Origin of the sequence: Pandoraea sp. B-6 (genome assembly GCF_000282835.1) — a bacterium.
GTDB lineage: Bacteria > Pseudomonadota > Gammaproteobacteria > Burkholderiales > Burkholderiaceae > Pandoraea > Pandoraea cepalis.
This window is the reverse complement of the sequence record NZ_KB290498.1, coordinates 1-21,450: the sequence shown is the minus strand read 5'-3', so window position 1 is coordinate 21,450 and position 21,450 is coordinate 1. Positions and strand designations below refer to the sequence as shown.

Below are 21,450 nucleotides of genomic sequence, written 5' to 3'. Positions count from 1 at the left end.
TGCGCAGGCAAAATGCGGGCTGCGCTGACGGCAGACATCGTCGATCGACCGGCGCCCGCTGTGCGCGACATTCGCCCAGGGGACGCAACTTCCGCCGGGCGGCGCATCGGCCACGGATCAATGAGATCGTGGCGCCTTCATCGAATTCGGCTATGCTGACGACAAAACACGCCGAGACGCTGGCAAAACGACACGACATGGGGATGTCGCCCGAGGGAACGGGGTCGTATTGTCGGGCAACTGCGTCAGTAGGCGAAACATCATAATCAGTCACGCGGCCATGCCCATTTCGGCAGTTTTTATCAGCATTGCGGTTCTGTCTTGCGTCATGAGCGTAGCCGTTCTGGGTTCGTTGTTCGGAACGAAAGTCCCGGGGGTGCGCCTGTGGTGCTTGGCGAGCGCACTTCTGGCGATCGTGGCGGCGCTGCTCCTGACGGGAACCTCGGACATTGTCGTCGCGGTATCGAGCAGCGGGCTGCTCATCGCCTCGCTTATCGGCTTGCACGGCTTCCGGCAATTCCTCAACGCCCGAGCCTCGTACGCCTGGGAGTATGTCGCGCTTGGCGTCATCCTCGTCATGCTGATCTATTGGACCTATATTTCGCCCCACGTCGACGCTCGCAGCACCATGATCTCGGGGTGTATTGCGTACGTCCGCTTCAGTATCGGCGGGGCGGTGCTGAAATACCGACCGCGGGAACGCCCTAAATACGCGTATTACTTTGTGGCCATTGCTGCGATTCTCGGTGCCGTTGTGCATGCCGTTCGTGCCATTGCGTATGGACTGGGTCTGGCGCATGAATCCACGTTCCTTCAACCGACGCCGTTGAACGTCATGTTCCTGGGCATGGCGACGCTGACGCTGCCGTGTCTGTCGGTCGGCATGGTGCTGTTGGCGCACGACCGGCTGGCCGACCGCATGGAACGCCTGGCGACGTTCGACGACCTGACCGGCCTGCTCGCGCGGCGAGCGTTCATCTCGCGTGCGGAGGCCATCGCCAGGGAGTGCGCCCACAAGCAGTCGACCTTTTCGATCGCGATTCTGGACATCGATAACTTCAAGAGCATCAATGACCGTTATGGGCACGCCGCGGGAGACCTTGCGCTTGCGCATGTGGCGTCGTTGATCGCCGGGGCGGTGCGCGCCACCGACATTGTCGGACGCATTGGCGGCGAAGAGTTTGCGTTGTTGCTGCCGGGCGAAACCCGGGAGCACGCGGGACATCTCATCAATCGGTTGCGCGACATCGTGGCCTCCTCGGGCTCCTGTGTCCCCGGCAGGGACGTGATGTCCACGCTTAGCGCGGGCGTCGATGCGTTTCGCGAGGGCGACACGTTGGCCTCCGTGATGGCGAGAGCCGACGCGGCGCTTTATGCCGCAAAGGCCAAGGGCAGGAATTGTGTCGTGGTCGCGCCCGCGATGGAGCCGCTGCCTATCGTTGTCGAGCACGGGAATGGCGCCGGCTTCGGCGGCAAGACCGCGAATGGCTGATGCTGGAGTAAAACTTTTGGAGAATTCCCGAATCGGGAGAGAAATGACGCGCGAAACGCTTTGAACTACAAGGGAATTTTGGGGTGACCGATGGGACTCGAACCCACGACGACTGGAATCACAATCCAGGACTCTACCAACTGAGCTACGGCCACCGCCGTGATCAGCAACATCACTTGCTTGCTGAACAGAAGCAAGATTATAGCGACGTTTTTATCGCGCTGCCAAGCACTATTTTCACTCAATCGAAATATTACTTCGCTGGCATGCACGATCGATGCGCGAGATCGTCATCTCACGCGGCGAGCGCTCTCAACGCAACGCCGCGATTCGATGCCGGACGTCACGCCGTCGCGAGAGCCGCTACGCCATCGCGCTCCGAAAACGCCCCCGCACGCAACTGAGCACGCGCCTCTTCGAACGCGCCAATCCCCGCTTTGAGACGCTTCGGATCCGACAACACCCGGCGCCATCCCCGCGCGCCCGGTACACCGCGATACAGACCCAGCGCATGACGCGTGATCGCGCCGAGGTATTGGCCCTTCTCCACCTGCGCCGCCGCGTATTCGATCAATGCGTCTTCCACCGCCTCGCGCGATTTCACCGCAGACGTATCGCCGTAGAACCGCGCATCCACTTCCGCAAGCACATAAGGATTGTGATACGCCTCGCGACCCAGCATCACGCCATCGACGTGCCGCAAATGCAGCTCGACTTCATCGAGCGTCTTCACGCCGCCGTTAATCAGAATCTCGAGTTGCGGGAAGCTTTGCTTCAGACGATACGCATAGTCGTACTTGAGCGGCGGAATCTCGCGATTCTCTTTCGGGCTCAGCCCCTTGAGGATGGCATTACGCGCATGCACGATGAAGGTCGAGCAACCGGCTTGCGCAATGCTGCCAACGAAGTCCTCGACGAAGGAGAACGATTCGACGTCGTCGATCCCAATGCGATGCTTGACCGTCACCGGCACCTGCACCACATCGCGCATCGCCTTGACGCAATCGGCCACCAGCGCCGGCTCCGCCATCAGACATGCACCGAACGCGCCACGCTGTACACGCTCCGACGGGCAACCGCAGTTCAGGTTGATCTCGTCATACCCCCATTGCTCGCCGAGCTTCGCGGCCCGCGCAAGGTCCTGCGGCTCGCTTCCGCCCAATTGCAGCGCGACGGGATGCTCGACGGCATCGAAATCGAGATGGCGCGCAACGTCGCCATGCAACAGCGCACCGGTCGTGACCATCTCGGTATAGAGCCACGTGTGACGCGACAACTGACGATGAAAAACCCGGCAGTTCGAATCCGTCCAATCCATCATCGGCGCCACGCTGACGCGGCGGGCAGGCAAGTTCATGCAAATTCCTCGGCTACGGCAAACGTCGTCTCACTCCAGCAAGACGACGTCTCTTGATACGCAAAACACGAAGTATACGTCATGCCCCCATCGAGCACCGGCGCGAGCGCGCCCCCTCGGCCCCGCGCCACATCAGTCCACGAGGGCATTCGCGCGAGGACTTCCCCACCACACGTCGACGCCCCAGGAGTACACTTTCGCCTTCCCGAACGTCACACCAATGCCGCACAAGGAGACGCCAGCATGGCACCGAAGGACTTGTTACGGGCACTCATCGTCGTACTCGCCTGGGGCGTGAACTTCGTCGTCATCAAGGTCGGGTTGCACGGCGTGCCGCCCATGCTGCTGGGTGCGCTGCGATTCCTGCTCGCGGCCTTCCCCGCGATCTTCTTTGTCAAACGCCCGCAAGTGCCATTGCGCTGGCTAATCGCCTACGGTGCGACGATCTCGTTCGGGCAATTCGCGCTCTTGTTCACTGCGATGTACGTTGGCATGCCCGCCGGCCTTGCCTCGCTCGTCCTTCAGGCACAGGCGTTCTTCACCTTGGGGCTCGCCGTGGCGTGTCTGGGCGAACGCTTCCGCGCGCAAAATGTGGCCGGTCTGCTGATCGCGGCGGCAGGCCTCGCCGTCATCGGCATGCAAGGCGGCGGCGCCATGACGCTGCTCGGCTTCGCGCTCACCCTCTGTGCCTCGCTTGCCTGGGCAACGGGCAACATCGTCACCAAAAAGATCGGCAATGTCGATCTCGTCGGCCTTGTGGTCTGGGCAAGCCTGATCCCGCCGATTCCGTTCGCGCTGCTGTCGTATTGGTTCGAAGGCCCGCAGCAAATCGCGAACTCACTCGCACATCTCTCGGCGGCGTCGATCTTCGCGGTCGCCTACCTGTCTTTCGTCGCGACGCTTGTCGGCTATTCGCTGTGGGGTCGTTTGATGACGCGCTATCCGGCCAGTCAGGTCGCGCCGTTCTCGCTGCTTGTGCCGATCATCGGGCTCGCATCGGCGGCACTGCTGCTCGACGAGCAACTCACTGCGCCGCAAATCGCGGGCGCGGCGCTGGTCATGGCGGGCCTCGTGGTGAATGTATTCGGCGCAAAGCTCAAACAACGCCTGCTGCCGACGTCGCAATAGCGCTCTTCGGTCGGAAGCGGGCGCGCCCGCTTCCGACCGGGACACGACGCGCGCACGACACCGGCGGACACAGGCGCGATGCCGCCGACACCCGCCGAGCCGAAACGCAAAAAGCCTGATTTCGTGAAGAAATCAGGCTTTCGAATTTGGTTGCGGGGACAGGATTTGAACCTGTGACCTTCGGGTTATGAGCCCGACGAGCTGCCAGACTGCTCCACCCCGCGTCTGAAGAATTGAAGTATATGACAATTACCACTGCAGTGCAACATAACTCGCCGATTATTTTCCTCGTGGCCACGCGGCCGCTAACGCCGGTTCGCCGCACGCGGCGGCAACCCGGGATATCCCGGCCCACCACGTGCGCCACCGCACAGCGTGCGTTGCCGATGATACACTCGCAGCAACCATGAACCGACGCCCTCCCATCCAATTCTGTTCCGCCTGCGGCCACTCGGTCGAGTCGCGCATTCCGCCCGGTGATAACCGCGAGCGACACGTGTGCACCCATTGCGGCACCATTCACTACGAGAACCCGCGCAACGTGCTTGGCACGGTGCCCGTGTGGGGCGATCAGGTGCTGCTGTGCAAGCGCGCAATCGAGCCGCGCCTGGGCTACTGGACACTGCCCGCCGGCTTCATGGAAATCGGAGAGACAACGGCACAGGCCGCCGCACGCGAAACGCTGGAAGAAGCCGGCGCAAATGTCGAGGTCGGCGCCCTGTTCTCGCTGCTCAACGTGCCGCATGTGAATCAGGTCCATATTTTCTATCTGGCGCAGATGCGCGAGCCGCAGTTCGCCGCCGGAGAAGAGAGCCTCGAAGTCGCCTTGTTCTCGGAGCACGAAATTCCCTGGGATGACATCGCCTTCCCGACGGTGGCGAAGACGCTGCGCTTCTTCTTCGAAGACCGTCGCGCAGGGGCCTTCGGCGTGCACCTCGAGGCCTCCCGCAACGGCGCTGCGGCGCCCGGCGTGCCGGTGCCGTCGCTGCCCGTCAATACGGCGCACACCGAGGATATCCTCACGCCGATGCTGCGTGTCTGAGCCGGCCTGCGCGGCCCATCGCACCACGCCACCCGACACGCCGGAACGCTGACATCGACATGGTCGTCTGGCTCGAAGCAAACGATTCCTTTCCCCCGGTGAACGAAGCGCTCGACGCATCGAGCGAGGCGCCGGGTTTGCTGGCGGCCGGTCTCGACCTCTCGCCGCAACGTCTGCTTGCCGCCTACCGGCAAGGCATCTTCCCGTGGTACTCGCAGGGTCAACCCGTGCTCTGGTGGAGCCCGGACCCGCGCATGGTGCTGCGTCCCGAGAATTTCGTCGTCAGCCACAACTTCCGCAAACTGTTGCGTCGCGTGCTGCGCGACGACGCCTGGGAAATCCGTCTCGACGCCGACTTTGCCACCGTCATGCAAGCCTGCGCACAGGCCCCCCGGCGCGCGCAGGACGGCACATGGATCACACCTGCGATCATTGCCGCCTATCGCGCACTGCATGACGCCGGGCTCGCCCACAGCGTGGAAACCTTCTACGAGGGTGAGCGCGTCGGCGGTCTTTACGGCGTGGCGCTCGGACGCATGTTCTATGGCGAATCGATGTTCGCCCGCCGCACCGATGCGTCGAAAATCGCCCTCGCCGCGCTCGTCGCGTTTGCACGCGCACACGCAATAGAGGTGATAGACTGCCAGCAAAGTACCGCTCATCTGGCGTCGCTCGGTGGCAGCGAAATTCCCCGTCAGGCATTTCTGACGCATGTGCAGAAGGCGGTCGTGGCGCCCGCCCCGGTCTGGCGTCTGGATAAGCAAATGCTCAGCACGCTGGCCTACGGTAACGCAGCAGACAAGGCTCACGAGGTTTCCCAGTGACCCATCCGAACGAACTGCCGCTCTCCCCGCTGTCTGCCCTTCAGTTCTACGCAACGGCGCCCTACCCCTGCAGCTACCTCGATAATCACACGGCACGCTCGCAGGTCGCCACGCCCAGCCATCTGATCAACTCGGACGTCTACAGCGAACTCGTTCGCGCCGGGTTTCGCCGCAGCGGCGTGTTCACGTACCGCCCGTATTGCGACGGCTGCCGCGCGTGTGTGCCCGTGCGCGTACCGATCGCGCGCTTCGCGCCGAACCGCACACAACGTCGCATCTGGCGCCGCCACGCCGGCCTCGCGGTCAACGTCTCCGGGTTGCATTACACGGAAGAGCATTACCAGCTCTACATGCGCTACCAGTCGCAACGTCATGCAGGCGGCGGCATGGACCACGACAGCCGCGAGCAGTATGAACAGTTTCTGCTGCAAAGCCGCGTGAACTCCCGACTGGTGGAATTTCGCGAGCCGCCCGGCCATCAGGGCGCAGGCACGTTGCGCATGATCAGCATGGTCGACATCCTGAGCGACGGCCTGTCGTCGGTCTACACGTTCTTCGATCCCGACATTGAAGGCGCGTCGTACGGCACGTACAACATTCTTTGGCAGATCGAGCAGGCGCGCGCGCTCGGACTGCCGCACGTGTATCTCGGCTACTGGATTCAGGCAAGCCGCAAGATGGTCTACAAGGCGAACTTCCGCCCCCTGCAAGGCCTGCTCGACGGCCAATGGCAAGACATGCCGGAAGCCATGCTCGACGCCGCCGGCGAGTAACGTCGACACTGTGCTCCGTGTTGCTGTCAGGCGTGCAATTCGCGGGGCGGCCACCCGTGCGCACCGCGCTCATTCCCTTGCCACCGCGCCGCCATTCAGGAGTACGCAGAGCGTAGAAAATTGACGCGCTCGGCGACCGGGATACCGGTAAAATGGCGACTTTCCGATTCTGCCGAACCCGACATCGTGCTTGCGCCCCTCTACCCTCTGGCCCGTCGCGCCCTGTTCTGTCTTGATGCCGAACAAGCCCACCATTTGACGCTGGCCACGCTGCGCAGTGCTGCCTCGCTCGGCCTGGCCGGTCTCATCGGTCAGACGCTGCCCGAAGATCCACGCACGGTCATGGGCATCCGCTTCCCGAATCCCGTGGGCCTCGCCGCAGGCCTCGACAAGGACGGGAGCTGCATCGACGGCCTCGCCGCACTGGGCTTCGGCTTCGTGGAAGTCGGCACGGTCACGCCGCGTCCGCAGCCGGGTAATCCGAAGCCGCGCATCTTCCGCCTGCCGCAAGCCGAAGCGATCATCAACCGCATGGGCTTCAACAACGGCGGTGTCGAGCAGTTTCTTCAGAACGTGCAGTCGGCGCGCTACAAGGGGCCGCTGGGCCTGAACATCGGCAAGAACGCCGACACGCCGATCGAGCGCGCGGTCGACGACTACCTCATCTGCCTCGAGAAGGTGTACCCGTACGCCACCTATGTGACGGTCAACATCTCGTCGCCCAATACGAAAAACCTGCGCCAGCTGCAAGGCGGCGACGAACTCGACGCCCTGCTCGGCAAGCTCAAGGACAAGCAACGCGCGCTGTCCGACCGCCACGGCAAATACGTGCCGATCGCCCTCAAGATTGCGCCGGATCTCGACGACGAGCAGATCAAGGTCATCGCGGGCACACTCACGCGTCATGGTTTCGACGGCGTGATCGCCACCAATACAACGCTCTCGCGCGAGGCGGTAGCGGGCCTGCCCTACGCCAACGAAACCGGCGGCCTGTCGGGGCGGCCCGTGTTCGAAGCCTCGAATCGCGTGATCCGCGCACTGGCCGCCGAGCTGGGCGGCGCCCTGCCGATCATCGGCGTGGGCGGCATCCTGTCGGGTGCCGACGCGCAGGCCAAGCTCGATGCCGGGGCCAGTCTGGTACAAATCTACAGCGGGCTGATTTACCGCGGCCCCGAGCTGGTGCGAGAATGCGTGCAAGCGCTGCGTACGGCCTGATCGGCCGCACGTCGCGCCCCCTTCATTTGACACAGGGAGACCTCAACATCATGAAAAACTGGCTCAAGTCGCTGTGCCTCGTACCGCTGACCGCCGTTGCGCTGCTGGGCACCGCGCCCGCGCGCGCCGCCGATCTGCTCGACACCGTGAAATCGGCGGGCGTACTGAAAATCGGGATCGAAGGGACTTATCCGCCGTTCAACTATCGCGCGGCCGATGGCCAGCTCGAAGGCTTCGATGTCGACGTCGCCAAGGCCGTTGCCGAACGTCTCGGCGTAAAGCCGGTGTTCGTGACGACGGAATGGAGCGGCATTATCGGCGGTCTCGTGGCCGGTAAATTCGACGTCATCGTCAATCAGGTGGCCATTACCGACGAACGCAAGCGCTCGCTCGACTTCAGCCAGCCGTACACCTTCTCGGCCGCGCAGCTCATTCAGCGCAAGGACGACAAACGCGAGTTCAATTCGCTCGACGCCCTCAAGGGCCACAAGCTCGGCGTGAGTCTCGGCAGCAACTACGACAAGCTCGCGAAGGCGGTGCCGGGCATCGACGTGCGCACCTATCCGGGCGCGCCGGAGTACCTGCGCGATCTCGCCGCCGGGCGCATCGACGCGGCGCTCAACGATCGCCTGATGCTCGCCTATTTGATCAAGACGTCGAACCTGCCGCTGCGTGCGGGGGCCGTGTTGCAAGGCGCCAGCGAGTCGGTGGGCATTCCGTTCCGCAAGGGCAACCCCAAGTTCGCGAAGGCCATCGACGATGCCCTCACGGCCATGAAGCAGGACGGCTCGCTCGGCAAGCTCGCGCTGAAGTGGTTCGGCGAGGACACGTCCAAGCCGGCGAAGTAACCCGCAAGCCGCGCGCGACACACTTCGGTCGCATCACGGCCGGCACCACGCAAACCACGCGGGTGCCGGCCGTCGTCGTTCCGGCCCACGTTCCCCCCAGACACCCCCCTCATGAATCCATTCGAACTCGCCGCCCAATCCATGCCAGTGCTGCTGCAAGGCACCGTGCTCACGATCAAGTTCGCCTTGATGTCGATGGTGTTCGGCCTGGCGATCGGCGTGATCGTGGCGATCATGGGTATCGGCAACGTCCGCGTGCTGCGCGGCATCGCCCGCACCTATGTCAGCATCATGCGCGGCACCCCGCTGCTGGTGCAGATCTTCGTGATCTACTACGGCCTGCCGGGCGTTGGCATCGCGCTCGATCCGACACCCGCCGGTGTGCTCACGCTCAGCCTGAACGTCGGCGCCTATCTGTCGGAGAGCATGCGCGGCGCCCTCGAAGGCATGCCGCGCGGACAATGGCTCGCGGCCTACAGCCTCGGCCTCTCCTATTGGCAGACGCTGCGTTACGTCATCGCCCCGCAAGCCCTGCGCATCGCTGTGCCGAGTCTCGGCAACAGCCTCATCAGCCTGATCAAGGACACATCGCTGGTCTCGGTCATTACCGTGACCGAGTTGCTGCGCTCCGCGCAGGAGGTCATTGCAACGACCTACCAGCCGCTGCCGCTCTATCTCGCCTGCGCCGCCATTTACTGGGTGCTGTCGACCGGGTTGTCGGCACTGCAGCGACGCATCGAGAAACGTCTGGCGTTGCCCGCCAGAACCTGACGGGGCGCCAACAAAAAAGCCGGGCCCCGGATGCCAATGGCAGACATTCGGGGCCCGGCTTTTGCTTTGAACGCCGGTACGTCAAGGCCACCGGTCGTTCCACATCGCTGAACGCTTAACCGCTTACCGCGGCGCGCGACGCTCGCGATACATCGTGCGGAACGTCTTGCCACTCGGGGCAGGCATTTCCCGCGTGTCGCTCCATCCTGCGGCGAGCGGCAGCTTCGAGAGGCTGCCACGCTCGCGCCCCATCCAATGGAGTACACGCGCACCCAGGCCGGCAAGCGCCGCATACAGACGAGGGCGACGCGCCGCAAACGCCCACGCGGCGAGCGCCGTGCGCTCCTGCCACGGCCGCAGGCCGCGATCGACCTGGCGCTCGCGCAGCTTGCGAAGCAGATCGGAGATCGGAATGCCCACGGGGCAGACGCGATTGCACTCCCCGCACAGCGTGGCGGCCTGCGGCAGATCGAGCGTCTTCTCCAGGCCGACATAGCTCGGCGTGAGCACCGACCCCATCGGCCCCGGATACACCCAACCGTAGGCGTGCCCGCCGATCTTCTGATAGACGGGACAATGATTCATGCAAGCGCCGCAACGGATGCAACGCAGCATGTCCTGAAACGCGCCGCCGATCAATCCCGAGCGGCCACCGTCGACCAGCACGAAGTACATATGGTCGGGGCCATCGAGCTCACCCTCGACGCGCGTACCGGTCAGCAGCGAGAAGTAGTTCGACGTGCCCTGCCCGGTCGCGGAGCGCGGCAACAGACGCATGGCCGTCGCCAGATCCTCGAGCGTGGGCAACACCTTCTCGATACCGGTCACGGCCACATGCACGCGCGGCATGATCGTGCACATGCCCTCGTTGCCTTCGTTCGTCACCACGGCCACGGAGCCGGTTTCGGCGACGAGAAAATTGCCGCCGGTCACGCCCATGTCCGCCGAGAGAAACTGCGGACGCAGCATCTCGCGCGCTTCGCGTGTCATCGCCGGAATGTCGGTCAGACGCGGCTTATGGTGAACGCGAGCGAACAGGTCGGCAACCTCGTCCTTGTCCTTGTGCACGACCGGCGCAATGATGTGCGACGGCGGTTCGTTGTCGTTGATCTGCAGGATGTATTCGCCCAGATCGGTCTCGACCGATTGCACACCCATGTCGGCGAGCACCTTGTTGAGCTGCAATTCCTCCGTGACCATCGATTTCGACTTGATCACCTTCTTGACGTCGTGCTTGCGGGCGATTTCGGCAATCAGGCGGGCAGCGTCCTGCGTCGATTCGGCGAACAACACCGTGGCGCCACGTCGCGTGGCCTCGCGCTCGAAAATCTCCAGCCAGACATCGAGCGTCTCGAGCCCGCGATTACGACGTGCCTTGAGCGCCTCGCGCGTGGCCTCGAAGTCGATTTCCTCGATGGCCGTGGCGCGCGCCGTCACGAACTTGGTCGAGAGTTTCCGGAGGTTGGCCTGCAGACGCTGGTCCGCGAGCTTTTGCCCGGCGCGCGCCTTGAATTGCATCGATTGAACTTGCATCGCGACTCACTGGAGGTGATGGCCGCCGGTGTGCGTCATCGCACACACGGGCGTGAAGGTCGGGAGGGTCGGGAGGACAGCGGCGAGCTCACACATCGCCCGCGAGCACCTGGGCAATGTGGAGCACGCGCGTCTTCGTGTCGCCGGTGCGGCGCAGACGTCCTTCGATGTTGAGCATGCATCCGAGGTCGCCCAGCACGACCGCTGGCGCCCCGCTCGCGGCGATGTTCGCGCACTTCTCGTCGACGATGGCCGTCGAGATGTTGCCGTACTTGAGCGCGAAGGTGCCTCCGAAACCGCAACAAGCCTGGCAGTCCTTCATTTCCGTCATCTTGACGCCCGGCATTTTCGCGAGCAATGCGCGCGGCTGCGTCTTGACGCCCAGCTCACGCAACCCCGAGCATGAATCGTGATAGGTCACTTCGCCGTTGTAATCGCCGGGCACGGTATCGATGTGCAGCACATTGACGAGGAAATCGGTCAGCTCGAACACGCGCGGGCGCAGTCGCTCGTAGCGGCCCATGAGTTCGGGGTCGTCGGCAAAGAGGTCGCCGTAGTGCGCCTTGACCATGCCACCGCACGATCCCGACGGCACGACGACGTAGTCGAACGATTCGAACTCCTCGAGGAACTTCTGAGCGAGATCGCGGGCAATGGCCCGTTCGCCCGAGTTATAGCCGGGCTGACCACAGCAGGTCTGGGAATCGGGAATCACGACCTCGCAGCCCGCCGTCTCCAGCAGCTTGAGCGTCGAGAAGCCGATCTCCGGACGCATCAGGTCGATCAGACACGTGACAAAGAGTCCGACGCGCATTGGGGGAATCCTCTTTCCGGGAATAATGCGCCATTATAAGTCGCTGGGCCGGTCTGGCCCAGCGTGGATTCCCGCATATCGCGCAGACGATTACGCCATTCGGGGCGTGATGTCGCTCAACGCGTTCAACGAGTTCGTCCGCGTAAGTCCCCGCCGCTCGGCGGGTGGCGCCGCCGGAGGATAGGGCATGAGTGCCAGGCGCGCCGCCATCATCTCCTGCACCCGCGACAACCGCTGCAAATCGCGCCTGAAGCTTTCAAATTTGGCGTCAGTGTTCGCGAACCCTGCCGCGACTTCCGACGCCAGGGAGTCCACTCGATTCGTGAGGGTGCCGAATTGATCGGTGAGGCTGGCGACTTGATCGGTGAAACCGTCGAACCGATTGGTGAGGGTGTCCACTTGATCGGAGACCGCATACATTTGATCATCCAGTCGGTTCGCCACGGTTTCCATTTGATTCGAAAGGGTCCCAGCCCGAGTATCCAGCGACTCCACCTGATGATTGACTTGGCCAAGCCCACTCTTGATGCCATTCAACAGATTCCACACCATATCTTCACGCTCGAGCGCGGCACGCCGATCGGCCACGTCCAAGTACGTTCTCATCATAGTCCCCTCCGTTTCAATGAATTGCCCGGTGCTTGCCAACAGACTTTCGACAGACTTCCATCCTCGCTCACGATCGAACCCACGAATGCTTCCCAGGCTGACCCCGCGGATCACCAGCGTCATCACCGTCGCCACAATGGCGAGAATGCCGCCCGACACAAACAGTCCTGCCACCGCAACGGCCGCCGCCGCGGAGTAAAGGGAAGTCGTAATGCCGACGCGCTTGCCATAGTGCTTCCGTTCCGGCCACACCTCCTTTGAGGCCAGTGCGATCGACTCGCGCACGCCCGTCAGGCATCGCTCGATCTCGGCGATGCCATCGGCACGCTCGACCGACAGGCGCTGGCTTGCCGTCTTTTGGATATCGGGTTCGCCAAAGGTCGCCCCGCCAAACCCCACCGAGCGCTGCGCCATTGCGAAACATTTCGTCAGGATTTCCTGCTCCTTGCGCAGTGCTTCCGTCAGATGTCCCAGAATCGCCGAGAACCGCCTGGCCGACGGCGTGAGACTGTCGACGTCGTGATCGTTCAACTGCTCGCCAACCCGGCAGTACGGACCCGATCGGCTCGCGTTACCGGCATATCGATAAACCCCGTCCCAGAGTCCGCCCCCCCAGTACCCTGATGTCGCTTTCCTGTAAGTCGAGTAGAACGTGTTTTCCAATCGGGAAAGCGAGCCGCAGTCCAATCCCAGTTGCGCCTTCGCGTTGGCGATCTGCCGAAACTGACCGACGATGTCCGCATGCTTGTCGGCAATCGACTTTTCGTAAGTGACTGCCCCCCGACTACGCGTGCACCTTGGCGGCGACCAACTCCCTGCCGCCGGCGAAAACCCATACCTGTACATTCCCCGAACCTCCTTGAGCGTGCCGATCTCGTCTTTCAACCCAGCCGGACACTGAATGAAATGACAAGGCCATGGTAGTCGTCTGGACGAGAGACCACTTTCGGTTTCAGTCAGCCGAGACTGCGGCAACGACGCTCTCCTGTGGCACGCCCACTTTTCGCAGAAGTCCTCTACAGGAAGGGTGCGAATTTTTCACAATATGATATAGAATCACCCCTATACGAAACTCGGCCCTCCCCCATGAAAGACGAAGGTAGTCAAAGTACGGAGTCGCGCACGTCCATCCAGGTCATCGAGCGCATGATGCGTCTGCTCGATGCCCTTGCCGCCCATGCCGACCCCGTCAGCCTCAAGGAATTGGCGCAGTCGACGGAACTGCATCCGTCCACGGCGCACCGTATCCTGAACGACATGGTCGCCTGCCGCTTTGTCGACCGCTGTGATCCGGGCACGTACCGTCTGGGCATGCGCCTGCTCGAACTCGGCAATCTGGTCAAGGCACGGTTGTCGGTGCGCGATGCCGCCCTCGCGCCCATGCGCGGCCTGCACCGGATGACCGGCCAGACTGTCAACCTGTCGGTGCGCCAGGGCGATGAAATCGTCTATATCGAGCGGGCCTACAGCGAGCGTTCGGGGATGCAGGTGGTGCGCGCCATCGGTGGTCATGCGCCCTTGCACCTGACATCGGTCGGCAAGCTCTTCCTCGCGGCGGACGAAGCCGCGCGCGTGCGCGCGTATGCCACGCGCACCGGCCTGTCGGGACACACCCGCAACAGCATCACCGATCTGCAAAAACTCGAGCGCGAGCTGAGCCACGTGCGCCAGTCCGGCTATGCCCGCGACAACGAGGAACTCGAACTGGGGGTTCGCTGCATTGCGGCGGGCATCTACGACGACAGCGGAAAGCTCGTGGCCGGACTCTCGCTGTCGGCACCCGCCGACCGTTTGCAGGACGCGTGGCTCGCAAATCTGAACGAGACGGCGCTGCAGATTTCCGCGTCGCTCGGCTTTCACGCGCCGCCCCCCGCCGTCGGTAGCAACGTGTCGCATGTGGCGACAGCCGAATAGCCCGAACCGACATCGCGCTTCGCGAATCCGGTCGCGGAATGCAAAAGGCGCTCCCGAGGGAGCGCCTTTTGTTTGGCAACGGTTTGGGCGACTTACAGCGCGTGTTCGCTGTTGGTCGCGACTTGTGCCGTCGGTGCCGTACCCGCCGTGCGTTGCGGCGTAGCGCCGCCCCCTTCGAGCAGCCACTTGCGAACGCGCGTGGCGTCGGCGAAGCGCGAGTACTTGCCGGTCGAATCGAGCAGAATCATGATCACCGGACGGCCATCGACGTTGGCTTGCATCACGAGGCATTGCCCCGCTTCGTTGATGTAGCCCGTCTTCTGCAGACCGATTTCCCAGCCCGGGTGTCCGATCAGGTGATTCGTGCTGACATAGTGCAACTCGCGACGGCCGGTATTGACGTCGTAATTGCTGTCCGTCGAGAAACGGCGAATCATCGGGTACTGATAAGCGGCCTTGACCATCTTCACCAGATCACGTGCGCTCGACACATTCTGGCTCGACAGGCCCGTTGGATCGTTGAAGTGCGTGTCGTTCATACCGAGCTGCTTCGCCTTGCGGTTCATCGCCGCGAGGAACGCCGGACGACCGCCCGGGAAGTAACGCGACAGCGCAGCGGCCGCGCGATTCTCCGACGACATCAGCGCAATGTGCAGCATGTCTTCACGCGACAGACGCGACCCCACCGACAGACGCGAGCCCGTACCCTTCTCGTAATCGCGATCTTCGTCCGTCACTTCCATCATGTCCGTCATCGGCACGCCCGCGTCGAGCGACACCATCGCGGTCATCAGCTTCGAGATCGACGCGATGGGCAACACGGCTTGCGAGTTCTTGTCGAACAGCGATTCGCCGGTGCGCTCATCGACAACATAGGCCACCGAGGAACGCAGCGCCAGCGCGTCAGGGGATTCATGCAGACCGAATGCGCGCCCGGCGGACAGTCGATCCTGCGCCTGCGGCGTAAAGTTGACCGTGCGATACGACGTCACGACACGACGTTTGCCGTGCTTGTAGACGACGTGTTTGATGGCAACACGCTTGGTGGCCGCGTCTTCTTCGACGGTAGCCAGTTTGCGCGCCTTGGCGCCCGCCTTCTCGCGCGAGGCGGTCTTGGCAACGGCACGTTTGGCACCGGAATGGGAGGTGGCGACAGATTTCGTCGCCTTGGAATTGGCACACGCGCGCTTCTGGGCGGCCGTCTTGGCTGCCTTGGACGAGCATACGCTCGTCTTACCGGCAGCTTGAACGACGGCTGGGGCACCGGCGGCGAGCGAGATCGCCACGACGGCAGCACCCCAGAGGCGGGAGCGGCACAGACGCGCAAGGGTGGTGATCGCGTACATAGATTGGGGGTAGCGTAAGGTTGACAGGCAACGAGTTTGGAAGAAGTTTAGTAACTTCCCAAAAAATAAGCAATATGAATGACTTAGCTGAAATACTTAAACCGGCATCTGGCAGTTTTGTGCGGCGCAATCCGCCAAACTGCACATTCGCAACAAATTGCCAAATAACGCAAACATCCAGAGATGATTCAGCTAAGGAAATGCGCCCACTCAGCCAGCGGCGCACGGTCGGTGACAAGCTGGTTTTCGATGGCATCCGGATCCGCATACCCCAATGCCATGCCGCACACCACCATTCGGGTCTCGGGCAGGCGCAGTTCCGCCGCAATTACCTGGTGAAACGTGGCGAACGCGGCCTGCGGGCAAGTGTCGAGGCCTCGCGCCCGCGCCGCGACCATCACGCTCTGCAGGAACATGCCGTAGTCCAGCCAACTTCCCTGCTCCAGGTGTCGATCGATCGTGAAGATCAGTCCGACCGGCGCATCGAAGAAACAGAAGTTGCGCGCGTGCTGCCCCTGCATGCGGTCTTTGTCGGCGCGGCCAATACCCAGCAGTCCATACAAATCCCAACCGACCTTGCGCCGCCGTGCCTGGTAAGGTTCCGTCCACTCGCGCGGGTAGTAGGCGTATTCCTCCTGATGCATCAGGCGCTGCGCCGGGTCGTTGAACGCCTCCAGAAGGCGCGACGTCAACGATGTCAGCGCCTGGCCGGTCAATACATACGTTTGCCAAGGCTGAATGTTGCTGCCCGACGGCGCACGCGAGGCCACGCCAAGAATGTCCGCCACCGTTGCCTGCGGCACCGGCGTGGGCAAGTACGCCCGAATCGATCGCCGGCTGCGAATGGCCTCGTCGACATAGGCCACACGCTGCTCGGCGTCATTGCCGATCGTCGGGCGACGCGCCCCCTCCCCCGTGCCCGGCTGCGCATGCAAGTCGGCTGCCTCGGCGGCGTTCTGCGCCGAGGACTGTGTGGCGTCCTGGTGCGGGTGTTGGTGTAGGTGTTTCATAAGTCAGGCTCACGGCAAACGAAGGGAGAAATGCGTCGCCCGGCTGCTCATGGCGACGACGCGGCCGGCACCGCCCGCCGCTCGATGACAAGCGCAACGCCAAGCGCCGCGACGACCATCCCGGCGGCACTCAGCGGGGACAACGTCTCGCCGAATAGCAACCAGGCCATGACCGCGGTCGTCGGAGGCGTCAGATACATCAGGCTGGATACCTTGGTCGCGGCACCCTGTCGAATCAGCAGAAACAGCAAGGAGATGGCACCGATCGACAACGCCAGCACCGACCATACCAGCGCGCCGATCATTGGCGCGTTCCAGCGCACTTGCATCGTCTCGAGCATCCACGCGGCGGGCAGCGTTACCGCAAACGCCGCACCGAACTGCACGAGCGTGCCGACACGCAAATCGAAATGGGCGCAAAACCGTTTTTGATAGAGCGTGCCCGCCGTGATCGCGAGCAGGCTCAACACGCACAAGGCCACCGGACCCACACCGATGCCGCGAACGCCAACCTTGTTCGCCACCACCAGCCCGACGCCGGCGAATCCGCACAACAGCCCCAACCATTGCCGGCGCGAGACCGGCTCACCGACCACACGTGCGAAGAGCGCCGTCAACAACGGCTGGATGCCGACGACCAGCGCGGCCAGCCCGGCGGGCGCGCCGTGCTTGATCGCTGCCCAGACGCCGCCGAGGTACACCGCCTGGATCAGCGTGCCGGACACGGCAAGATGCGCAATGAGCGGCCAGTCGATGGGCCCGATCGTGCCGGCCGGTACCGTCCGGCCCTCCACCGCGCGCCGCCTCGGCCATGACATGCCCGTCAACCAGGCGATGGGAAGCATGACCAGCAGCGTGCCGCCGAAGCGCAGCGCTAGAAAGGTCAGCGGCTCGGCATTCGGCATGCCGTATTTGGCGACAATAAAACCGGTGCTCCAGATCAACACGAACCACCACGGCATGGCCGCGCGCCAGATCGCCGCACGTTCGGTGCCGGCCATCTCGCGACCATGTGGTGCATTCGCGGGCGAAGGTGACACGGTGCGATGCTCGCTCATACGAGAGCACCTTCTGCCGGCGCAGGGTGCCGACGGCGGACCGCCAGTTGGAACTGATCGGCGAGGCGGATCGTCGCAAAATGCGCGGCGACCGTCTGTTCGATGTCGCGACCGTAGCCGCCTGCCATTGCGATAGCCACCGGCAGCCCGCGCTCTGCGCAGGCCGTCAGCACCCGACGGTCGCGCGCGAGCAATCCGTCATGCGTCAATGCCAGCCGGCCAAGCCGGTCATTCGCCAGCGGATCGGCGCCCGCGAGATAAATCGCAAGGGTCGGGGTGAATTGCGCGAAGAGATCGGTCAGTGCGTGGCCGAGCGCGACCAGGTAATCGTCGTCGCCGCAGCCGTCGGGCAATGCCACGTCGAGGTCACCGCGCGCCTTGTGAAACGGGTAGTTGTGCTCACCGTGCAGCGACAGCGTGAACACGCTCGGGTCGTGCTCGAAAATGGCCGCTGTGCCGTTGCCCTGATGCACGTCGAGATCGATGATCGCCACACGCGTGCCCGGACCGAGTTCGGCCTGCATCGTGCGCGCCGCGACCGCTGCGTCGTTGAACACGCAGAAGCCTTCGCCGCGGTCGGCATACGCGTGATGTGTTCCCCCAGCGAGATTAGCAGCCACGCCATCGGTCAGCGCGGCCCGACAGGCGGCCACCGTCGCCCCCGCCGACCGGCGCGAGCGCTCGACCATTTGCGGTGACCATGGGAATCCGATCGTACGCTGCTCTTTGGGATCCAACTGACCGGCGCTCACTCGCGCCACGTACGCCAGCGAGTGGACGCGACCGAGCATCACGTCGTCCGCGGACAATGCCTCGGCAAGCGCAACGTGCGGCAACTCCCCCGCCACACGCTCGCGCAGACGGGCATACTTTTCCATCGGAAACCGATGCCCGGGTGGCAACGGCAGCACGAAATGATCGCTGTAGAACGCTTGCATCGACGCGAATGGCCGGCAGTGGCGGCACGCAAAAAGGCGTTGAACGACATCGGCACAGGCGCATCGACCACGCGAGCCACGCTCGGTAAGGCAGCGAGCCGTTGACCGCGAAGATGTTTCGCCAGTGCCGGAACTCGACGATAGTAACATCGGCGCACGGGGTGCGCCGGGTGCCAAAACGGTGCGGAGCCGCACCAATGAAGCGTTTCCGGACGGTGCCCGCCATTCGCCGCAACGCGGTGTCATACGTTAGTCACGGGATCCCAACCGGTTGATTTTGTAAGCTTTTATTGAATTGTTGCAGCGCACAAAAAAGACTTGACAGCGACAAAAATATCTCTACACTTGCAATTGTGCGATGCACAAAAGAAATCGCACCCCCATTTAGAGGCCCCAACCGTGTTTTCACCAGGATAAGGTGAGAACTCATTTGCGAACACGGAGTGGGTCGATACGTTGTGTATGACACCATCATAGGAGAACGCCATGTCGTTTCTGACCCCCGAGCAATTCGCCGCCGCCCACAAAGCCAATCTCGAAACCCTTTTTGGCCTGACCAACAAGGCGTTCGAAGGCATGGAAAAGCTCGTCGAGCTGAACCTGCAAGCCGTCAAGGCATCGCTGGCCGAGTCCGCCTCGACCGCGCAGAAGGCCTTCGCAGTGAAAGACGCGCAAGAGTTGCTCGCCCTGCAAGCCAACCTCGTCCAGCCCGCCGCCGAAAAGGCGATTGCGTATGGCCGTCACCTGTACGAAATCGCTTCGTCGACGCAAGCCGAAGTGACGAAGGTGGCCGAAGCCCAACTGGCGGAAAGCTCGCAGAACATGCAAGCCCTGTTCGACAATCTGGCCAAGAACGCCCCGGCCGGTTCGGAGTCTGCCGTTGCACTGGCCAAGTCGGCCATGTCGGCAGCCAACAGCGCGTTCGACAGCGTGCAGAAGGCCACCAAGCAAGCCGTTGAAATCGCCGAGACGAACTTCGCTGCCGCGACCAGCGTCGCCACGAAGGCTGCTGCTCAGGCTTCGCGTGCTGCCTCCAGCGCCAAGAAGTAATCGATAGCGTTTCGCGACGCTAGCGTTCGAACCCGGCCTCGTGCCGGGTTTTTCTTTTTTGGGGCGAACGGCGACGTCGCCGCCATAAAAAAACCGCCATCTCGGAGCGAAATGGCGGTTTTTTTGGCATCCGACCTCGCCCCGAATGCGGCGCGGCGGACATCGGTCACGTCATGCATGCCCGGCGCGCGCCCCCCCCCCCCCGGAATCATCCGAGGCGCGCACCAGACACCGACGCGCTTTACTTCTTGCGGGCCGGCGGAACGTCGGTGCAAACACCTTCGTAAATCTCCGCCGCCATACCGACCGATTCGGCCAGCGTCGGGTGCGGGTGAATCGTCTTCCCGATATCGACGGCATCCGCGCCCATCTCGACGGCCAGGCAAAGTTCGCCGATCAGATCGCCAGCGTGCGTGCCGACGATGGCACCGCCAACGATGCGATGCGTTTCTTCATCGAACAGCACCTTGGTGAAGCCTTCGTCACGGCCGTTCGCGATCGCGCGACCCGATGCCGCCCACGGGAACACGGCCTTGCCGTACTTCACCCCTTCGGCCTTCAACTGGTCTTCCGTCTTGCCGGCCCAAGCCACTTCCGGATCGGTGTAGGCGACCGACGGAATCTGGATGGCGTCGAAATAAGCCTTCTCGCCTGCCGCCGCTTCCGCCGCGACGTGGGCTTCATGCACGGCCTTGTGGGCCAGCATCGGCTGACCGACGATATCGCCAATCGCGAAGATGTGCGGCACGTTGGTCCGCATCTGCCTGTCGACATCGATGAACCCGCGATCGCCCACGGCGACGCCCGCGTTCTCGGCGCCGATCTTCTTGCCGTTCGGGCTGCGGCCCACGGCGACCAGCACGAGGTCGTAACGCTGGGGCTCCGCCGGTGCCGCCTCGCCCTCGAACTTCACGTAGATGCCATCGGCCTTGGCCTCGGCACCCACGGTCTTGGTCTTGAGCATGACGCGGCCGAAGCGCTTCGCGTTCATCTTCTCCCAGACCTTGACCAGATCGCGGTCGGCGCCTTGCATCAGGCCGTCGAGCATTTCCACGACATCGATCTCGGTGCCCAGGGCGCTATACACCGTCGCCATTTCCAGACCGATGATGCCGCCACCGATCACGAGCATCTTCTTCGGCAGTTGACGCAACTCGAGGGCGCCGGTCGAATCGACGATGCGCGGGTCCTCCGGCAGGAACGGCAACTTCACCGCCTGCGAACCCGCGGCGACGATGGCCTGCGCGAACTTCACGGTGCGCTTGCTGCCGTCTTCAGCGACGACTTCGATGTGATTCGGGTCGAGGAACGTGCCGACGCCGCGCACGACTTCCACCTTGCGCATCTTGGCCATGCCGGCCAGACCGCCCGTGAGCTTGCCGACCACGCTTTCCTTGTAGGCGCGCAGTTTGTCGAGATCGATCTCGGGTTTCGCGAACGAAATGCCGTGATGACCGAGCGTCTGGGCCTCTTCGAGAACGGCCGCCGTATGGAGCAGCGCCTTCGACGGGATGCAACCGACGTTCAGGCACACGCCGCCGAGGGTCGCATAGCGCTCGACGAGCACAGTCTTGCGGCCCAGGTCGGCACTGCGGAACGCCGCCGAGTATCCGCCCGGACCGGCGCCCAACACGAGCACGTCGCACTCGGTGTCGGCACCGCCGCTGTGCTTGGCCGCAGCCGGGGCCGGGGCGCTCGGCTTTGCCGCAGGCACGGCGGCGGCAGGCG

19 protein-coding genes and 2 tRNA genes are annotated in these 21,450 nt (G+C 63.2%); 10 read left to right on the top strand and 11 right to left on the bottom strand.

Annotated elements, in window-relative coordinates:
• The first annotated feature begins 328 nt into the window (after positions 1 to 328).
• Positions 329 to 1,492 (top strand): GGDEF domain-containing protein, encoded by a 1,164-nt coding sequence (locus A985_RS0105120; protein ID WP_232424524.1) that lies wholly within the window; start codon positions 329 to 331, stop codon positions 1,490 to 1,492.
• A gap of 79 nt (positions 1,493 to 1,571) precedes the next feature.
• Here the strand turns inward: A985_RS0105120 and A985_RS0105115 are convergent.
• Both A985_RS0105115 and dusA read right to left on the bottom strand, forming a co-directional pair.
• Positions 1,572 to 1,647: transfer RNA gene (locus tag A985_RS0105115), tRNA-His, on the bottom strand.
• A gap of 188 nt (positions 1,648 to 1,835) precedes the next feature.
• Positions 1,836 to 2,849, bottom strand: a complete 1,014-nt coding sequence (gene dusA / locus A985_RS0105110; RefSeq protein WP_017232330.1) for a tRNA dihydrouridine(20/20a) synthase DusA — start codon at positions 2,847 to 2,849, stop codon at positions 1,836 to 1,838.
• 243 nt (positions 2,850 to 3,092) lie between these two features.
• Here dusA and A985_RS0105105 point away from each other — a divergent pair, with 243 nt between their 5' ends.
• On the top strand, positions 3,093 to 3,977 hold the full coding sequence (locus A985_RS0105105) for an O-acetylserine/cysteine exporter (RefSeq protein ID WP_017232329.1): 885 nt from the start codon (positions 3,093 to 3,095) through the stop codon (positions 3,975 to 3,977).
• 147 nt (positions 3,978 to 4,124) lie between these two features.
• Here A985_RS0105105 and A985_RS0105100 read toward each other — a convergent pair.
• Positions 4,125 to 4,201, bottom strand: a tRNA-Met gene (locus A985_RS0105100).
• Between the two features lie 200 nt (positions 4,202 to 4,401).
• On the opposite strand from A985_RS0105100, the gene A985_RS24305 reads away from it, so the two are divergent.
• From A985_RS24305 to A985_RS0105070, 6 genes are all read left to right on the top strand, one after another.
• Positions 4,402 to 5,019 carry an NUDIX hydrolase gene (locus A985_RS24305; RefSeq protein WP_083902200.1) on the top strand — a complete coding sequence of 206 codons (618 nt, stop codon included), beginning with the start codon at positions 4,402 to 4,404 and terminating at the stop codon, positions 5,017 to 5,019.
• Between the two features lie 59 nt (positions 5,020 to 5,078).
• Complete coding sequence (gene aat, locus A985_RS0105090; RefSeq protein ID WP_017232327.1) at positions 5,079 to 5,843, top strand: leucyl/phenylalanyl-tRNA--protein transferase; 765 nt, start codon at positions 5,079 to 5,081, stop codon at positions 5,841 to 5,843.
• Positions 5,840 to 6,616, top strand: a complete 777-nt coding sequence (locus A985_RS0105085; RefSeq protein ID WP_017232326.1) for an arginyltransferase — start codon at positions 5,840 to 5,842, stop codon at positions 6,614 to 6,616. The genes aat and A985_RS0105085 overlap by 4 nt, the downstream gene beginning before the upstream one ends.
• 186 nt (positions 6,617 to 6,802) lie before the next feature.
• A complete protein-coding gene (locus A985_RS0105080) occupies positions 6,803 to 7,831 on the top strand; it encodes a quinone-dependent dihydroorotate dehydrogenase (RefSeq protein ID WP_026131670.1) in 1,029 nt (342 codons plus the stop codon).
• A 50-nt stretch (positions 7,832 to 7,881) separates the two neighbouring features.
• Positions 7,882 to 8,679: a transporter substrate-binding domain-containing protein gene (locus A985_RS0105075; protein ID WP_026131669.1), complete on the top strand. Its 798-nt coding sequence runs from the start codon at positions 7,882 to 7,884 to the stop codon at positions 8,677 to 8,679.
• 111 nt (positions 8,680 to 8,790) lie between these two features.
• Positions 8,791 to 9,450: an amino acid ABC transporter permease gene (locus tag A985_RS0105070; protein ID WP_017232323.1), complete on the top strand. Its 660-nt coding sequence runs from the start codon at positions 8,791 to 8,793 to the stop codon at positions 9,448 to 9,450.
• 123 nt (positions 9,451 to 9,573) lie between these two features.
• On the opposite strand, the gene A985_RS0105065 is transcribed toward A985_RS0105070, so the two are convergent.
• From A985_RS0105065 to A985_RS0105055, 3 genes are all read right to left on the bottom strand, one after another.
• A complete protein-coding gene (locus A985_RS0105065) occupies positions 9,574 to 10,983 on the bottom strand; it encodes a lactate utilization protein B (protein ID WP_017232322.1) in 1,410 nt (469 codons plus the stop codon).
• 88 nt (positions 10,984 to 11,071) lie between these two features.
• The gene (locus A985_RS0105060) at positions 11,072 to 11,797 is read right to left on the bottom strand and encodes a (Fe-S)-binding protein (RefSeq protein WP_017232321.1); all 726 of its coding nucleotides are present in this window, start codon (positions 11,795 to 11,797) and stop codon (positions 11,072 to 11,074) included.
• 90 nt (positions 11,798 to 11,887) lie between these two features.
• Complete coding sequence (locus A985_RS0105055) at positions 11,888 to 12,937, bottom strand: hypothetical protein (RefSeq protein WP_017232320.1); 1,050 nt, start codon at positions 12,935 to 12,937, stop codon at positions 11,888 to 11,890.
• A gap of 555 nt (positions 12,938 to 13,492) precedes the next feature.
• Here A985_RS0105055 and A985_RS0105050 point away from each other — a divergent pair.
• The gene (locus tag A985_RS0105050; RefSeq protein WP_017232319.1) at positions 13,493 to 14,320 is read left to right on the top strand and encodes an IclR family transcriptional regulator; all 828 of its coding nucleotides are present in this window, start codon (positions 13,493 to 13,495) and stop codon (positions 14,318 to 14,320) included.
• 92 nt (positions 14,321 to 14,412) lie between these two features.
• Here A985_RS0105050 and pbpG read toward each other — a convergent pair whose 3' ends face one another.
• The 4 genes from pbpG to A985_RS0105030 all read right to left on the bottom strand — a co-directional run bounded on the left by pbpG (position 14,413) and on the right by A985_RS0105030 (position 18,672).
• Positions 14,413 to 15,666: a D-alanyl-D-alanine endopeptidase gene (pbpG, locus tag A985_RS0105045; RefSeq protein WP_017232318.1), complete on the bottom strand. Its 1,254-nt coding sequence runs from the start codon at positions 15,664 to 15,666 to the stop codon at positions 14,413 to 14,415.
• A gap of 188 nt (positions 15,667 to 15,854) precedes the next feature.
• Positions 15,855 to 16,676 carry a nitroreductase gene (locus A985_RS0105040; protein WP_017232317.1) on the bottom strand — a complete coding sequence of 274 codons (822 nt, stop codon included), beginning with the start codon at positions 16,674 to 16,676 and terminating at the stop codon, positions 15,855 to 15,857.
• Between the two features lie 47 nt (positions 16,677 to 16,723).
• Positions 16,724 to 17,677, bottom strand: a complete 954-nt coding sequence (locus A985_RS0105035; protein WP_017232316.1) for a DMT family transporter — start codon at positions 17,675 to 17,677, stop codon at positions 16,724 to 16,726.
• A gap of 53 nt (positions 17,678 to 17,730) precedes the next feature.
• A complete protein-coding gene (locus A985_RS0105030) occupies positions 17,731 to 18,672 on the bottom strand; it encodes a histone deacetylase (RefSeq protein ID WP_017232315.1) in 942 nt (313 codons plus the stop codon).
• 486 nt (positions 18,673 to 19,158) lie between these two features.
• Between A985_RS0105030 and A985_RS0105025 the strand changes: the two genes are divergently transcribed.
• On the top strand, positions 19,159 to 19,722 hold the full coding sequence (locus A985_RS0105025; RefSeq protein WP_017232314.1) for a phasin family protein: 564 nt from the start codon (positions 19,159 to 19,161) through the stop codon (positions 19,720 to 19,722).
• Between the two features lie 241 nt (positions 19,723 to 19,963).
• Here A985_RS0105025 and lpdA read toward each other — a convergent pair.
• The coding region (lpdA, locus tag A985_RS0105020) for a dihydrolipoyl dehydrogenase (RefSeq protein ID WP_017232313.1) at positions 19,964 to 21,450 on the bottom strand (1,487 nt) is incomplete at its 5' end.

Excerpts from the sequence above, each read along its gene's own strand:
- A985_RS0105120 (WP_232424524.1), top strand. The coding sequence starts at position 329 with ATGAGCGTAGCCGTTCTGGGTTCGTTGTTCGGAACGAAAGTCCCGGGG.
- dusA (WP_017232330.1), bottom strand. The coding sequence starts at position 2,849 with ATGAACTTGCCTGCCCGCCGCGTCAGCGTGGCGCCGATGATGGATTGG.
- A985_RS0105105 (WP_017232329.1), top strand. The coding sequence starts at position 3,093 with ATGGCACCGAAGGACTTGTTACGGGCACTCATCGTCGTACTCGCCTGG.
- aat (WP_017232327.1), top strand. The coding sequence starts at position 5,079 with ATGGTCGTCTGGCTCGAAGCAAACGATTCCTTTCCCCCGGTGAACGAA.
- A985_RS0105075 (WP_026131669.1), top strand. The coding sequence starts at position 7,882 with ATGAAAAACTGGCTCAAGTCGCTGTGCCTCGTACCGCTGACCGCCGTT.
- A985_RS0105070 (WP_017232323.1), top strand. The coding sequence starts at position 8,791 with ATGAATCCATTCGAACTCGCCGCCCAATCCATGCCAGTGCTGCTGCAA.
- A985_RS0105065 (WP_017232322.1), bottom strand. The coding sequence starts at position 10,983 with ATGCAAGTTCAATCGATGCAATTCAAGGCGCGCGCCGGGCAAAAGCTC.
- A985_RS0105060 (WP_017232321.1), bottom strand. The coding sequence starts at position 11,797 with ATGCGCGTCGGACTCTTTGTCACGTGTCTGATCGACCTGATGCGTCCG.
- A985_RS0105050 (WP_017232319.1), top strand. The coding sequence starts at position 13,493 with ATGAAAGACGAAGGTAGTCAAAGTACGGAGTCGCGCACGTCCATCCAG.
- pbpG (WP_017232318.1), bottom strand. The coding sequence starts at position 15,666 with ATGTACGCGATCACCACCCTTGCGCGTCTGTGCCGCTCCCGCCTCTGG.
- A985_RS0105040 (WP_017232317.1), bottom strand. The coding sequence starts at position 16,676 with ATGAAACACCTACACCAACACCCGCACCAGGACGCCACACAGTCCTCG.
- A985_RS0105035 (WP_017232316.1), bottom strand. The coding sequence starts at position 17,677 with ATGGCCGGCACCGAACGTGCGGCGATCTGGCGCGCGGCCATGCCGTGG.
- A985_RS0105030 (WP_017232315.1), bottom strand. The coding sequence starts at position 18,672 with ATGCAAGCGTTCTACAGCGATCATTTCGTGCTGCCGTTGCCACCCGGG.
- A985_RS0105025 (WP_017232314.1), top strand. The coding sequence starts at position 19,159 with ATGTCGTTTCTGACCCCCGAGCAATTCGCCGCCGCCCACAAAGCCAAT.